Below are 15,446 nucleotides of genomic sequence, written 5' to 3' on the forward strand. Positions count from 1 at the left end.
AGCAGTATCAGTATATACTTTCAGTAGATTTCAATTAAAGTATATTTTGGTTCTAATTGTGCCACTTATTAGGCTAATTGATGTTAACTTTTAACCTAGTAACGATATTCAAATACTAACCGTCTGCTTTTAAAGCCTAGGTGCGATCGTTTCCTTGGTTTAGGTGGATTTTGTTACTTTCCACAGTAAGTTGTTTATCTGCTGTAACTTGGAGTTATAAATTTTCTCAATTCCCGCTTTTAAATAATCAGAGCAATTGAACAAGAATATGTCAGTAAAACCATTAGTAACTTCAGGTAAGCTATTCTTTTTGACAATTTGAAACTGCACCTTGGGATCAACTAAATGACCAAGCATTTGAATCGATGGAATTATGCCACCATCACTAATTAAAAGCGGTTGATTACTTTGACTAATGATGTTAGCTATTTTCGGATATTCTTGGTATTTTTCAGGGAATTGATTCCACCAAATCTTAGCTTGCAAGTTGAGACTACAAGATATCACTCCGCTCGTAATTATCATAAATACAACAAGTAGCCAGAGCTTTCTTTGCCACACTTTAGGAGAAACAGAAGTTAATTTAGTAGTAAGCAAGTAAGCAACAGCTAATTGTATGCCTAAAGTTAAGGGAAGGGTATATCGAGTAGTAGCGTAGCGCTTTTGAAAGACAAAATCCAATATGAATAGGGGAAGCCCTAGCGATCCAATCAAGGTTAAGACAAATAACCAAACTTTTTTAGGTGTGCTTCGACAAAGAATATAAATTGAGTAGAAAATTAGAGCAAAAATAATTATAACAAATGGAAGTAATGCAAACTTAATTCTTCCTGAATCACTAGGACTAATACCCAAATCAAGAAACGCGCGGCTCAAGATACCAGCCCATCTTTCAACTGATCCAAAGAACGTTTGTTTAGCATTTGCCCAAGCTACTGCTTGTGGCTGAGGGTTGGTAATAATAATCCAAAGCCAAGGTACAAAAGTTATAAACCCTGCAAAGAATGAAATTAGGTAATCAATTGTGATTTTATTCAATCGAAAGCGTTCGATTGTAATTACATAAATTCCCTGTGCAAGAGCAACCAAGGCAAAAAATATATGAGTATAAAACCCTACTACTAATGTTGCTGAATAAATCCACCAACTAACCTTTGTTTTAAGGCGCATGGCTCGCAGCATAGCGAAGCTCGACATTAAGATGGCTACTATCCATAAACTGTATGCTCGTGCTTCTTGTGCATACACGACCTCAACAGGTGAAACAGCTACCAAAGCGATGGCCATCCACCCGAATAGTGAAGACCCAAATAATTCTTCACATAGCAAATAAATAAAAGGAAAAGTGAACAGACTAGTGAATGCCGAAAAACTTCTTACCGATGCTACAGAATCACCAAAGTGTTGTACCCAAAACCTAGTCATTAAAATGTATAGCGGCAAAATCTGTGAGTCTTCTACAATAATCCCTTTAATTGTATCAATTGTATTTTTTTCAGAATTGGGATATTGGTATTTACTCAAATCTTTTATAGTAAGCAAACTACCATTGCTTAACTGCTCATTCATTTCTGACTGCATATAACCCGATATGCGTAATGAGGAGAAAACTTCATCACCCCAATAGACTTTTTTGTCAATATTGACGAAACGGACAAATACACCTATTACTAATAGGATTATGATTAAAAAACGTAACCAAAATAGAGAAGTAAGCCAGCTTTTTGACAATTGCTTTCTCATGTAGTTCTTGATCTCCTCAAAGCATGAATGAACGGGGATGGAATTTTATTCTTATCGCGATAAAAGGTTCCATCTATGTTGAAACCTAGAGTTTTTTAAAAGATATATTTATGTAGGTTGGGTGGAGTGAAACGCAACCCAACATTACCACCTCATTTATGTTGGGCTACGCTATCGCTGCACCCAACCTACAAAACTACGCTTCTCAAGGTAGACTAGGTTTAATATTCAGCTATTAAACTAATAACAAAACTGCCAAATATTTTATTTTTCTTTTTTTACTATTTGTTTTGAACATCTTAGATATAAAAGCGACAGTAAATATCTAGATATGCTCCCACAATTTAACACTCAATTAGTGTCAAACAAATTGTTTATGAATATATAAGCCAAAAGTATCCTCTATCCATAGAATGAACTTTAAAAATTTTGCAGATTTTAGCAACAAGATATCATACTAAATGCAATTGGTTATCTGTTGTTTTATAGTATAAATTAAATAATATAGAAATATGGATACGGAGCATCCTAGATTTTTAAATTTACTATTTCGCTGCATTAAAACAGGAATAAGAGAATGGATAAATGTACTGTATACTTTTAGGTCGAAGCAAGCTAGGTGCAGGTTTCGTAGAGAACTGGATTTACGCAAAGGGAAGACATTTATAAAGAGTTTTTGTCTCAGTTTCGTGAATTTTTAAAAAATTGGGATGCTCCCTATAGATATATAGCAGTCTGCTTTGATTTTTGAAATTTATTTGCATGGTTCGCGTTCGCGGAGCGTGTCGCAGACAAGCCTCTCGTAGAGAAGCGCAGCGCAAGAGGTAATAGTCAAGAGGAAAGAAGGCTCTTTAACTCGTACTTTACTTTGCAAAAATCAAATAGCATTTCTACATAATACTTGTAGCGTAGATGTAAAATACTTGTGTGAAAAATAAAAATATTTAATAAAGCTAATATTAAGATATTATAAATATACCTTTGAGTAGGATTTAAACCAAAGAATAGGTTAACGTTTGTTTAAAGCCTCCACATCTTTGCTAAAAGTAGACTCACTCAGCACTACTGAAACATTTAGATCCGCCAAAACTATCCTAATTTTGCCACCGACTCTACTTATTACCATCTTCCAGTAATAGAATTAAGGACGAAGCCTTTGTAAAGCTTTCAACTATCACAAAGATAGAAGCTGTAGTAGTAGATTTGCGCTAAATGTCAGGAAATCTAAATCTGCATCCCAAAATAGACCCTTAGTATAGTAGCATATAAAACGCTTGTAAGATTTTTATGACTTCCCGTATTCGCTTTTTGATGTGTCCTCCTGACCACTACGATGTAGACTATGTGATTAACCCCTGGATGGAAGGGAATATTCACAAATCATCGCGCGATCGCGCCGTGGAACAGTGGCAGAGATTACACCAGATCCTTAAACAGCACGCCATTGTAGACTTAGTACCACCCCAAAAAGGTTGGCCTGATTTAGTTTTTACCGCCAACGCTGGCTTGGTACTGGGTGAAAATGTCGTACTCAGTCGCTTTTTACATAAAGAACGTCAGGGAGAGGAACCTTTCTTCAAACAATGGTTTGAAGAAAATGGTTATACAGTCAATGAACTTCCTAAAGATTTGCCCTTTGAAGGTGCAGGAGATGCACTCTTAGATCGAGAAGGACGCTGGTTATGGGCGGGATACGGTTTCCGTTCAGAATTAGATTCTCACCCTTATCTAGCTAAATGGCTGGATATAGAGGTTCTCTCTTTGCGACTCATAGACGAACGTTTCTATCACCTGGATACCTGTTTTTGTCCCTTAGCAAATGGTTATTTGCTCTACTATCCAGGCGCTTTTGATTCTTACTCCAACCGCTTAATTGAAATGCGAGTCGCACCAGAAAAGCGAATTGCAATTGCTGAAGCCGATGCAGTCAACTTCGCTTGTAATACGGTGAATGTGGACAGCATTGTGATCATGAACAAAGCGAGTGAAGCTTTGAAAACCCGCCTTGCAGAAGTGGGTTTCCAAGTGCTGGAAACACCGCTTACCGAATTTCTCAAAGCTGGTGGTGCAGCAAAATGTTTAACCTTGCGCGTAACGGAACCAGTTAGGGATGAAATTCATGCCAATGTCTCGGTAGAAAGCCGAATCATTCGCATGGAAGGACACTTACTTGATGCTGGCTTAATTAACCGCGCCTTGGATTTGATTATAGATGCCGGGGGAAGTTTCCAAGTTCTGAATTTCAACTTGGGAGAACAACGGCAAAGTACCTCCGCCGCCGAGGTGAAGGTATCAGCACCATCTCATGAGGTGATGGAAGAAATCATCTCTCTATTGATTGATTTGGGTGCAGTAGATTTACCCCATGATGAGCGAGACGCGATCTTGGAACCTGTGATCCAAAATGGTGTAGCGCCCGATGATTTCTACGTCAGTACAATTTATCCTACCGAAGTCCGAATTAATGGGCAGTGGATCAAGGTAGAAAATCAGCGTATGGATGGCGCGATCGCAATTACTCAAACCCCCTCTGGCTTCGTAGCTAGGTGTAAAATACTACGAGATTTAGAAGTTGGCGAACGAGTAATTGTAGATGTACTCGGTATCCGTACTATTCGCAAAACGGAATCGCGCGAACAACGCAGTACCCAAGAATTCAGTTTCATGTCGGCGGGCGTTTCCAGCGAACGGCGCGTGGAATTGGTGGTTGAACAAGTAGCTTGGGAATTACGGAAAATCCGCGATGCTGGTGGTAAGGTAGTTGTCACGGCTGGCCCCGTGGTGATTCACACTGGTGGTGGCGAACACTTGGCCCAACTGGTTCGAGAAGGATATGTACAAGCACTGCTGGGTGGAAATGCGATCGCAGTTCATGACATCGAGCAAAATATCATGGGCACTTCCTTGGGTGTAGACATGAAGCGGGGTGTCGCAGTTCGTGGTGGACACCGCCATCACCTGAAGGTAATTAATAGTATCCGTCGTTATGGCAGCATTTCCAAAGCTGTGGAGGCGGGGGCAATTAAGAGTGGTGTGATGTATGAGTGTGTCCAAAATAATGTACCTTTTGTGCTGGCGGGATCGATTCGGGATGACGGGCCTTTGCCTGATACCCAAATGGATTTGATTCAGGCACAGGAGGAATATGCCAAACACCTAGAAGGTGCGGAAATGATTTTGATGCTGTCATCAATGCTGCACTCCATTGGCGTGGGAAATATGACTCCGGCGGGGGTGAAGATGGTGTGTGTGGATATTAATCCAGCTGTGGTGACTAAGTTAAGCGATCGCGGTTCTGTAGAATCAGTGGGTGTGGTGACAGATGTGGGATTGTTCCTGAGTCTGTTGATTCAGCAGTTGGATAAGTTGACAAGTCCTTATGTTAATAAGGTAGGTTAGGAAAACGACGAACCGCGAAGGCGCGAAGGGCGCGAAGAAAGGAAATGACAAGAGTAGCTTTCAGGGAAGAGTTTCAGGTTAATTGGGTAAGTTTGATTGCTGATTTCTTGTTAGTAGGGATGGTTTTTGGCCCGCCAATTGCTCCCTTTTTGGCTGCGTCTGGAGTGTCTTTGCTTCCTAGGATTGCGGACATCATTTATTTCATGGGTAATCATGTGTGTCCGCAACCAGCGATGGGGTTAGATTTGGCACCGCCATATATTATGGCTGTGTGTATGCGCTGTTACGGCACTGTCACGGGTTTGCTGATTACTCGCCTGCTGTATGGTTTAACTGGTGGTAAAGGATTTTACTGGTTAAGTCAGTATGGATGGAGTGGTGTGGCGATCGCCAGTGTGCTGATGATGGCTTATCCTTTAGAATTGGCAGCACAGATTTTCGGTTTGTGGAGTTTTAATAATTATCTGGTTACACCTTTTGGGTTGATTACGGGTTTAGCGTGGGGATTGTTTGCTATGCCCATTTTTCACGGGTGGCGGGGTGCTAAAACTAGTTTGGATCGATTTTAGTCTTACTCCTAATTTCTTCTTCAAATCAGTATCCCAGCAATACAAGCGGTGATAAAACCCGCCAACGATCCGCCAATCATCGATCTTACTCCCATACGAGCTAAATCATGTTGGCGATTAGGTGCTATCCCAGTAATACCGCCAATGGTAATGCCAATTGAACCTATATTTGCAAAGTTACATAAGGCGTAAGTCGCAATAATTACTGCACGTTGGGAAATTTTACCACTTTCAATTAGTGCCTTCAAATCCAAAAAAGCAATAAACTCATTGAGAATTGTCTTTGTACCCAACAAAGCCCCCACTTGCTGACAATCAGCCCAAGGTACGCCCATTAACCACGCTACGGGAGCCATAAAAATAGATAAAATCAGCTGTAATGACAGTTGCGGTAAACTCACAAATGCCCCCAACCATCCCAGGAGTGCATTTAAAGCAGCCAATAATCCTAAAAAAGCGATAATTATTACCCCAACGTTAACCGCTAGTTTCACGCCGTCAATTGCTCCGGCTGTAGCAGCATCAATTGCATTTACATAATTGGTTTTTACATCTACCTTTACTTCACCAAGCGTCTCTGATACTTCTGTTTCTGGATACAGCAATTTTGATACTACCAATGATGTGGGAGCAGTCATAAAAAAAGCAGCAATTAGGTGTTCTGCTGGTATCCCAAAAGAAAGATATGCCCCTAGTACTCCACCTGCAATTGTGGCAAAACCACCCGTCATCACGGCATGAAGTTCTGATTGCGTCATCTTCGCGATATAAGGTTTAACCATCAGTGCTGACTCTGTTGGCCCTAAAAAGATGTTACCCGCACAGGATAAAGATTCAGAACCCGATGTTTTCAACGTCTTCGTCATTACCCACGCCATCACATTTACCACTCGCTGTAAAATGCCGTAGTAATATAAGACACTGATAAAGGCAGAGAAAAAGATAATTGTTGGCAGCACTTGGAAGGCAAAGAAATGATCCTTAAAATTTTCTCCAAAGACAAATTTGGCACCAACATCAGAAAATGCTAAAAATTTGCTGACAAAATCTCCCAGAAATTTAAACACAGTCAAACCCCAAGGAGTTTTAAGAATCACGATTGCCAATGCAAATTCTAATCCCAAACCCCACGCCACTATGCGCCAACGCACTGCTTGACGATTAACCGAAAAAGCGTAGGATATACCGATAAAAACTAAGATTCCTAACGCAGAGATGGCGCGTTCCATGTTTACTCCCAAAAAGGTATCGCTAAGGCACTTGGACACAAAGCATACACAAAAATCTGCCTTATTTTGTGGCTTTGTAGTCAATTACTAGAGTTTTGATGCTGTAAACAAGAAATTAGCGATCGCAAATTCATATCTTGTTACAAATTATCTCCCAAGCCTTAGAGAAAACCCTGATGGGTTGCAAGCATTTATTCACATTGCTTTGCAAATTGTCTCTAAAATTACCCTACTCTCCGTGGGTAGCCAAAGCTGAGATGGCTACCAATGAGTGTGTAGAAATCATCTGGCGCATGTGCTGCGCCCCCTGCACAACTTGGAACTTTGCACTTATCGCTAACAGTTTGAGCGATTTTGTCAAGCTTGATAACGTGTGGTGTCATGTCCCATCCTTCGCCACCATAGCTGCTTGTGATTTTTTCAATATTATGCAAAACGACCACTTCCAGCCGCCAGCCATTGATTTTGCACTCGCCCAAGCGATAAATTTTAGACAATGCTGGATCTGATAAAGCTAGACGTAGCTCTCTTTCTATTTGCACAAAGTCAGGCTTTTCCGGCCTCATCTGCAAGTAAGCAAGCAGTTCTGCGGCTGATTTGCCAGTTCTAAAAAACACCGATGAGTAACCGTCTCCGCCAGAAACGACTCTCCAATCAACTAAGGTGAGTTCTGGTGACTGCGCCAGCGTCATAATTAGTGAGGTGTCAGCTTGATTATGCGTGCCAGTTATCCCACCATAACCACACTCAATGCCAAATTTGCGATCGCAAACACCAATAATTTGCCAGACATAATGTGCAACAGTAACTATAGGTTCATCTCTTTGTATACCCGACATAACTTCAGCATAGTTGCTCTGGTCAACATACAAATCGTAAGAACCTGGAGTATTGGCATCTCCACATGGCGCATTGATTAATTTGCCAACAAAATTGCAGTGTTCAAAGCCAAGCAGTGGATGCTGGCGCACCAAAGCAGCAAGGCGTTTAGCATCAGACGGAGCAAAAGTAGCGTTGAAATAGTAATGAGGCCCTTGGCCGCACTCATTAATTTCCCAGAACCAATCTTGAAATATACCCATACTAAAGCATCATTTTTTATCAAAACAAGTACAAAAACTAATTACTAAAAGTACGAATTTTTTGCCGCATTTCTGTATTTATTTGTCTTTCACAACCCCATAACTGTGCGATAATGTGCTTCAATTTGCGCGACGGTTTCAGACTTACGCTTTGTCTCCCATTGACTGCGATTAAATAATTCTTTTCGCAATTCATCAACGTTAATTGTGGTAACTTTACCATCAGCAACAATTTGCTTGCCATTAACCCAAGCACTATTAACAACATTGGTAGGACGGCCTAAAACCAATAAACCAATGGGGTCTGTACGCGGAAGCAATGATAAATTGGTGAGATCATAAAGTACTAAATCTGCTTGTTTTCCCACAGTAAGGGAACCGAGTTTGTCTGCCAAATTCAGTCCCTTCGCACCTCCTAAAGATGCCATTTCTACTGCTTGTCGGGGCGTAATCCAGTATTGATAATCTGAGTCTGTAATATTATGTAAAATAGAACCCATTTTGATTGCTTCTAGCAAATCTTGGGAGTCATTACTAGAAGCACCATCACAACCAAAAGTTACATTTACTCCAGATTGACGATATTTTAAAATTGGGGCAATGCCACTGCCTAAACGCAAATTACTTAAGGGATTATGAACAACTGTAGATTCAGTTTCGGCGAGGATGGCGATATCCGCATCATTTAACCAAACGCAATGAGCTAGAGTTGTGCGATCGCTCAAAAACCCGATTCTTTTCAAATGTTCTACAGCAGTACAACCATACTTTTGTTGGGCGAGTTTTTCCTGTGCCCTAGTTTCGAGTAAATGGGAGTGACGACAAAGATTATAGCGATCGCTTAACTCGATACATCCCGTAAATAAAGCATCAGTACACAATTGTATTCCCGTTGGTGCGACCAAAATATTTACACCTTCATCCGGGCGATGAAACTGTCTCACCGCCTCTTCGATAACTTCCAATGTTGCCGCAGTTGAGCGATGATAAGGTTCATGAGTTCTTGCTGATTCTCCAGATGGAATCCCTGCACTAAGGGATTCATCTTGAATTAAGGGGGCGATAAAGGCGCGAATCCCAACTTCTCTGTAAGCGCGGGTTGCAGTGGCGATCGTTTCTAACTCAAGTCCGGGAATTAACACTAGGTGATCTACTACACTCGTACCGCCAGAAAGCAAGGTTTCTACCGCAGTACCCAAGGCGCTGAGATAAACCTGTTCAGTGTCCAGGGGGGCAAAATCATACAGTTCCGCCAACCACAATTCTAAAGGCAAAACTGACATGATTCCCCGTTGCCACATCTCTGATGAGTGGGTATGGGCGTTGAAAAAACCAGGTAGCAGCAGTTTATTTTTGCCATCTATGACAGTGCCGATTACTGGTAGATTGGGGGCAATGGCTGCAATTGCCCCATCTACAATCTGTACATCTACCGTCGCATAATCATCACTGGCGGCAATTAAAACATTTTGAATAGTAAAATTTACCATATTTAACCTTGATTAAGTAATTGTATTTTCAACTGAATTTCAAGTTACAAGATAGAAAATGGTGTTGGGTATTGCAATTTTATGAATTTGCCTTTTCGGACATTGGGAGTCTCACCAAATGCGTGGACAGTGAATGATGCGATCGCAGATATCACTCGTCCTCAAAAACCCCCACAACCCGTTATTTTATCAACAGAAACTAAAACCCTGCGTTTAGACTTGGCAAAAGCCGCTATTCTCGTCATTGATATGCAAAACGACTTCTGTCACCCTGATGGCTGGTTAGCGCATATTGGCGTGGATGTAACTCCAGCACGTCAGCCGATTAAACCTTTGAATAACTTACTTCCAGAACTTCGTGAAGCAGGTGTTCCAGTCATTTGGATAAATTGGGGGAATCGTCCCGACTTGCTCAATATTAGTGCTGGTTCGCGTCATGTCTATAACCCCACAGGGGCAGGCGTGGGATTAGGCGATCCCCTACCAAGCAATGGTGCAAGAGTACTAATGGCGGGTAGTTGGGCCGCGGCAGTAGTAGACGAACTAGAACAGCTTCCTGAAGATATTAGTGTGGACAAATATCGCATGAGTGGGTTTTGGGATACCCCATTAGATAGTATCTTGCGGAATCTGGGAAGCACAACATTATTTTTTGCTGGTGTTAATGCCGATCAGTGCGTGCTAGCTACCTTATGTGATGCCAATTTCTTAGGATATGACTGCGTGTTAGTTAAAGATTGTAGCGCTACTACTTCGCCTGAATATTGTTGGCTAGCAACGTTGTACAATGTTAAACAATGCTTCGGTTTTGTCACTGACTCCCACGAGATTTTAACAGCGCTGCAAAAGAATGAGGAGTGATTAGATTTTAGATTTTTCCTTCAATCCAAAATTCAAAATTGGTTGAATGAGGAGTATTTAGTGTTTAGCAATTAGTGATTTTGTCATTTATACAACTTAAAACTTACGCATAACCCACAAAGTAGAGGCAATTAATTCATGAATTGCCCCTACCTGAAAATCTTTTTTACTGGCATTGTTTGCGTCATTTCTGACAACTCATAACTGAATATTCAAGACTAAGATTTTAGGAATTTTCATACCCATCGATAACTTTAGAGGGGATAAATAAATGTACGCTACTCGTTGTGTAATTCCGGTTATCAAGTCTCCCAAAGATTACCAAGTATATCGCATTAGTCCCAATGACTCTAATCGATTAGCAATTATTTTCGATTCGACAAATGCTAATACTTCCTTAACTTGCTGTATAGAAATTTTTGATGTCGGTGGACAAACACCGCCAAATCGCCATCAGTGGGCGGTGGAAATGTTTTTTGTCCTCAAAGGCGAAGCGATCGCTATGTGTGACGGCAAGAGTGCCACGATCAAAGCTGGAGATAGTTTATTAGTGCCTCCCACTGGGACTCATTTGATTAAAAATACTGGTTCTACTCGCTTGTATACGTTGACTGTGATGGTTCCCAATGAAGACTTTTCGGAATTGATTCGCAGTGGCATTCCGACGGAGTTAGATGCAGAAGATATGGCTGTACTGGGGAGATTCAATACTTTGATGCCCTGTTAAATTGAAGAAGAATTCAGAAGTCAGAATGGGCTAAACGCCCCGCTACCGCTAACAGGAGTCAGAATGAATCAGTGGGGGATTCAGACCCGCCACTGAATTGTTGCACCACTAAATCAAGTATTTAGTGGGGGTCTTAAACTAAAAAAGTGGAGAGTTATCTTATTCCCAGCCTATGACTGGGAATAACTAATGTGATGTTCCTTGTTTGGAGAGTTAGCTACGAACTTTTGTGAGGATTTTTTGTGAATAAAACGAAGCCGATTCTTCGTTTTTGGAACAATCTTGTGCAAACTTAATCAAATGATGTCCCACAAGTCCGACGTGAATCAAGTTTTCAATATCACCTGCTTTCAGCGCTGGCTTGGCCATTTTCCAGAAAGTCTGACGATAGTTACTAAATAAGCCTATCCGCAGCAAAATATTAGTTAAATAAGTTAAACCTTTACGGATATTAGCCCCAGAAGTGCGAGCAGGACTGTTAGGTACTTCGATGCGATTTGGATAGGTGTGTTCCATATTGTAAGCAAACCGCTCATATAAAAATTCCGGCTCATAAGCAGTTGTGATGCAGCGCCGCCACATCTCGACAACTTGCTCGTAGGGCATCAAAAACTCAACATTTGATTCCCGGCTTTCATCAAATAAAAGTCGTCCTTCTGCTTCTAACCTCCGCCATAACGGAGTTCTAGGCAATGCATGAAGTAGATTAATTGTCAACATAGGAATTTGAGATGCCCGAATAAATTCGATAATTCGGTCTGCTGTTTCTGGTGTATCTGTATCTAACCCGATAATGATTCCTGAAACTACTTCCATGCCATAGCTATTTAAAACCTGAATTGCCTTTAAGATTGGCATACTCAGATTTTGATCTTTAGAAATAGCATGGAGAGCATCTGGTTCAGGTGTTTCGATACCGCAAAAGATTGTGCAGAAATAGGCTTCGCGCATCATCTCCAGCAGTTTTGGACTTTGGGCTAGGTTGAGGGTTGCTTCACAGGCAAACTGGATGGGGTAGCCATTGCGTTTTTGCCAGTCAATCAGGTGAGGAAGTAACTTCATGGCAGCGCGGCGATCGCCAACAAAGTTATCATCGACAAAATACACTGCCCCCATATTGCCAGATTGTAGCATTGCATCTAGCTCGGCAACCACTTGCTCTGGTGTTTTCATCCGGGGACTGTTGCCATAGAGTTCTGGAATATCACAAAACTCGCAGCGATAAGGGCAACCACTAGAAAACTGCACATTTGCTAAGAAATAATCATCGATATCCAGCAAATGATAAGCTGGAGTTGGGAACTCTGTTAAAGGTAAACGTTCTTTCGTTTCAAAGCGGATTTGCCTTTGAGGACGTTCTAAGTTTTGGTCTAGATACTCGATCATGCGATCGCTAGCATCTCCCAACTCACCCAAATGTAAAATGTCAAATTCAGGATAATATTCTGGACACCCAGATACCGAAGGGCCACCCACCACTGTGATTTTCCCGGCTCGATGGGCAAGTTCATTAATTTGATTAATCTGTGGTTTTTGGATATGCATTCCACTCACAATTACCACATCAGCCCATTGGTAATCAGCCCTGGTTGCTGATTTGACATTCTCATCAATAAACCGCACTTCCCATTTTTGAGGTAAGTAGGCAGCCACAATTAAAATACCTTGGGGTGGCATAAAAGCCCGGACATTACCCATCAGTGGGTAGGCGTAATGAAAAGTACCAAAGGAGCGGCTATACTTAGGAAAGATGCAAAGAATGCGTCGATGGTTCGATGGAACGTAGCTGGTTCTCTTAGTGTTAGAAGCGGTTTTGGAATCGGCCGCTATATAAGTTGGATTCTCTAAAGACTTAAGATTTACGGTCATCGCAAATTTCACCCCAGAAGACTGAGCAGTTAATTTGACAATTTATTGACACAATTCAGTTGTAATTCCAACTAGCTTACCGCGATCTTTCAGAAGTTTTTAACCGTAAAATATAAAATTTCTCCTAGAAGGGCATGTTCGCCCTTTCTCAGAATGCAGTTTTGCAATTACGGATGCGTTTGAGTCGCCAGATTCTGGCTTATGAGTTAATTCATCTAGAATGCTTAGGAAAAAAGTAATTACCGATATAGTTGGTTATATGTTGGTATTTTGGTATTATTTTACCTAGCATCAATTTTATGGAAGAAATTTCTCAAACGCCTTTTCTATGAAAAGAAGACAAATTTTTGGCTTATTGGGTATAGCAGTTGCTGGTTTGCTCCTGGCAATTGGTTTACCGTTAGTTAATCCTTTTCCGGTAATAGCACAGTCAAACAGCACTATCCTCGTCTCCGCAGCCGCCAGCTTAAAAGAGGCACTAGAGGAAATTAAGCCTTTGTACCAACAAAGTAAATCAGATGTCAATATTACTTATAATTTTGGGGCTTCTGGTGCCTTGCAACAACAGATTGAGCAAGGTGCCCCAGCAGATATCTTTATTTCTGCTGGCAAAAAGCAAGTGGATGCCCTAGAACAAAAAGGACTTTTGGTAACAGGTAGCCGTGCTAACTTGGCAAATAACCGTCTAGTCTTGATTGTGGCTCAGGATGTTGTTGGCATCACTAGCTTCTACAATTTAACAGATAGTAAGATTAAAAAAATTGCGATCGGTGAACCCAGAAGTGTACCCGCCGGTCAATATGGGGAGCAAGTCTTAAAGAAATTGAAACTTTATAATCAGGTAAAGCCCAAATTAGTCTTTGCTAACAACGTGCGTCAAGTTTTAGCAGCAGTAGAAAGTGGTAACGCTGAAGCGGGTTTAGTTTATACTACTGATGCCAAGATTTCCAACAAGGTAAAAGTCGTAGTTGCTGCTGACGATAAGTTTCACTCACCAATTGTCTATCCAATGGCAGTAATTAAAAGCAGTAAAAATATTCCAGCAGCCAAAGAGTTTATTCAATTTTTATCTGGCAGTGAAGCCAAGACAGTACTCAAAAAATATGGGTTTCTTGTAAGTTAGCAAGAAGCTTAAGAGTTCATTTAAATAAGTGTTTTGCTGTGACTTGAGGCACTTTTAGATCCCCCTAACCCCTTTTAAAAGGGTTGGGGGATATTTTGTGCATAAGTTTTAAAGGAGAATAACCAATGCCCAATGTCCAATTCCCAATGCCCCATACCCTTTAATACAACGACTTAATCCACTGCCATTCCTGCGTTAAACCCTCTCTTAGAGAGACTTGTGGCTGATATCCCAGAATTTTCTGCGCTTTAGATACATCAGCAGCAGTGTGGCGTGCATCTCCCATCGCTTTTTCTATGTGGTTTCTTTTGATGGGTTTGCCAACGATTTCTTCAATCGTATCTAAGACTTCTGCTAAAACCACCCTGCTACCACCACCGATATTAAAAATTTCTCCCACTGCTTGGGGTGTGGAAGCAGCCGCTAAATTGGCCGCCACTATATCACCAACAAATGTAAACTCCCGCGTTTGCTGTCCATCGCCGTAAATAGGAATCGCCTCATCCTGCAAAATGGATTTAAAGAACTTATGAAATGCCATATCTGGGCGTTGTTTAGGCCCATAGACTGTGAAATAGCGCAATGATACAGATGGCACACCAAAGTTTTTGTGATACAGTCTGCACAAAGTTTCAGCCGCTAGCTTAGTAATGCCATAAGGAGAAACAGGTTCAGGGCAAATTCCTTCGTGAGTGGGTAAAGTTTCTGCATCACCATATACACTTGACGAAGAAGCAAACACTAATCTTTTCAAGTGTTTTGCATCTTTAGCCGCTTCTAGCAAAACTTGCGTAGCATTAATATTTCGTTCTGTGTAACCTCGAAAAGCCTTACCCCAGCTTGCCCTGACACCTGCTTGTGCTGCTTGATGGTAAACGACATCAACATCTTTTAAGAGTTCCTGCCAATCTAAAAACTGAATATCTGCTTCAATTAATGTAAAATTAGGTGAGCTATGTAAGTGTGCAACATTCTTACGCTTTAACATAGGATCGTAATAATCATTGAATTCATCAATCCCAATGACTTCTTCCCCTTGTTGTAGCAAGATGTCTACGAGGTGAGAACCAATAAAGCCTGCTGCTCCAGTAACGATAATTTTAGCCATGTTAGCTATTTTTTGCTATTTTCATAAATTTCTATATTCACAGGTTAGTACTTGTAATCAATAATCGTCATTACTTAAGCTTGATTTTTAATCAATTATTGTACTGTTTTAAACACAAGTATTACTTAAATAAATATACTTATAATCTAATTAATTCAAGTATATTTGTTTGGTTATTGTATGACAAAATTGACTAAGCAAATATACTAGTTGACAGAATTTAATCTTGAGAATAAAAGCAGTTGA

The 15,446-nt window shown here is 40.9% G+C and carries 11 protein-coding genes; 5 read left to right on the forward strand and 6 right to left on the reverse strand.

What is annotated here, in order from left to right; all coding sequences use genetic code 11:
* Positions 1-159: 159 nt before the first annotated feature.
* Entirely contained in the window at positions 160-1,743 is a 1,584-nt protein-coding gene (locus IQ274_RS26715) for a glycosyltransferase family 39 protein (RefSeq protein WP_194143985.1), read from the reverse strand.
* Between the two features lie 1,287 nt (positions 1,744-3,030).
* Between IQ274_RS26715 and IQ274_RS26720 the strand changes: the two genes are divergently transcribed.
* Together IQ274_RS26720 and IQ274_RS26725 are read left to right on the forward strand one after the other, a co-directional pair.
* A complete protein-coding gene (locus tag IQ274_RS26720) occupies positions 3,031-5,142 on the forward strand; it encodes a TIGR00300 family protein (RefSeq protein WP_163928804.1) in 2,112 nt (703 codons plus the stop codon).
* Between the two features lie 44 nt (positions 5,143-5,186).
* Positions 5,187-5,711, forward strand: a complete 525-nt coding sequence (locus IQ274_RS26725; protein WP_194143986.1) for a DUF2085 domain-containing protein — start codon at positions 5,187-5,189, stop codon at positions 5,709-5,711.
* A gap of 20 nt (positions 5,712-5,731) precedes the next feature.
* Here IQ274_RS26725 and IQ274_RS26730 read toward each other — a convergent pair whose 3' ends face one another.
* The 3 genes from IQ274_RS26730 to IQ274_RS26740 all read right to left on the reverse strand — a co-directional run bounded on the left by IQ274_RS26730 (position 5,732) and on the right by IQ274_RS26740 (position 9,512).
* Positions 5,732-6,940 carry a NupC/NupG family nucleoside CNT transporter gene (locus IQ274_RS26730; RefSeq protein WP_194143987.1) on the reverse strand — a complete coding sequence of 403 codons (1,209 nt, stop codon included), beginning with the start codon at positions 6,938-6,940 and terminating at the stop codon, positions 5,732-5,734.
* Positions 6,941-7,164: 224 nt separating this feature from the next.
* Complete coding sequence (locus tag IQ274_RS26735; protein ID WP_194143988.1) at positions 7,165-8,022, reverse strand: hypothetical protein; 858 nt, start codon at positions 8,020-8,022, stop codon at positions 7,165-7,167.
* Positions 8,023-8,111: 89 nt separating this feature from the next.
* Positions 8,112-9,512, reverse strand: a complete 1,401-nt coding sequence (locus tag IQ274_RS26740) for an amidohydrolase (RefSeq protein ID WP_194143989.1) — start codon at positions 9,510-9,512, stop codon at positions 8,112-8,114.
* A gap of 81 nt (positions 9,513-9,593) precedes the next feature.
* On the opposite strand from IQ274_RS26740, the gene IQ274_RS26745 reads away from it, so the two are divergent.
* Both IQ274_RS26745 and IQ274_RS26750 read left to right on the forward strand, forming a co-directional pair.
* A complete protein-coding gene (locus IQ274_RS26745) occupies positions 9,594-10,373 on the forward strand; it encodes a cysteine hydrolase family protein (RefSeq protein ID WP_194143990.1) in 780 nt (259 codons plus the stop codon).
* Positions 10,374-10,644: 271 nt separating this feature from the next.
* The gene (locus IQ274_RS26750; protein WP_179075012.1) at positions 10,645-11,100 is read left to right on the forward strand and encodes a cupin domain-containing protein; all 456 of its coding nucleotides are present in this window, start codon (positions 10,645-10,647) and stop codon (positions 11,098-11,100) included.
* A gap of 213 nt (positions 11,101-11,313) precedes the next feature.
* On the opposite strand, the gene IQ274_RS26755 is transcribed toward IQ274_RS26750, so the two are convergent.
* On the reverse strand, positions 11,314-12,969 hold the full coding sequence (locus tag IQ274_RS26755; protein WP_194143991.1) for a B12-binding domain-containing radical SAM protein: 1,656 nt from the start codon (positions 12,967-12,969) through the stop codon (positions 11,314-11,316).
* A 328-nt stretch (positions 12,970-13,297) separates the two neighbouring features.
* Here IQ274_RS26755 and modA point away from each other — a divergent pair, with 328 nt between their 5' ends.
* Complete coding sequence (gene modA / locus IQ274_RS26760) at positions 13,298-14,092, forward strand: molybdate ABC transporter substrate-binding protein (RefSeq protein ID WP_194143992.1); 795 nt, start codon at positions 13,298-13,300, stop codon at positions 14,090-14,092.
* Positions 14,093-14,252: 160 nt separating this feature from the next.
* On the opposite strand, the gene IQ274_RS26765 is transcribed toward modA, so the two are convergent.
* Positions 14,253-15,200 carry an NAD-dependent epimerase/dehydratase family protein gene (locus IQ274_RS26765; RefSeq protein WP_194143993.1) on the reverse strand — a complete coding sequence of 316 codons (948 nt, stop codon included), beginning with the start codon at positions 15,198-15,200 and terminating at the stop codon, positions 14,253-14,255.
* Positions 15,201-15,446 lie beyond the last annotated feature (246 nt).

Origin of the sequence: Nostoc sp. LEGE 12447 (assembly GCF_015206985.1) — a bacterium.
In the GTDB taxonomy this organism is placed as follows: domain Bacteria; phylum Cyanobacteriota; class Cyanobacteriia; order Cyanobacteriales; family Nostocaceae; genus Nostoc.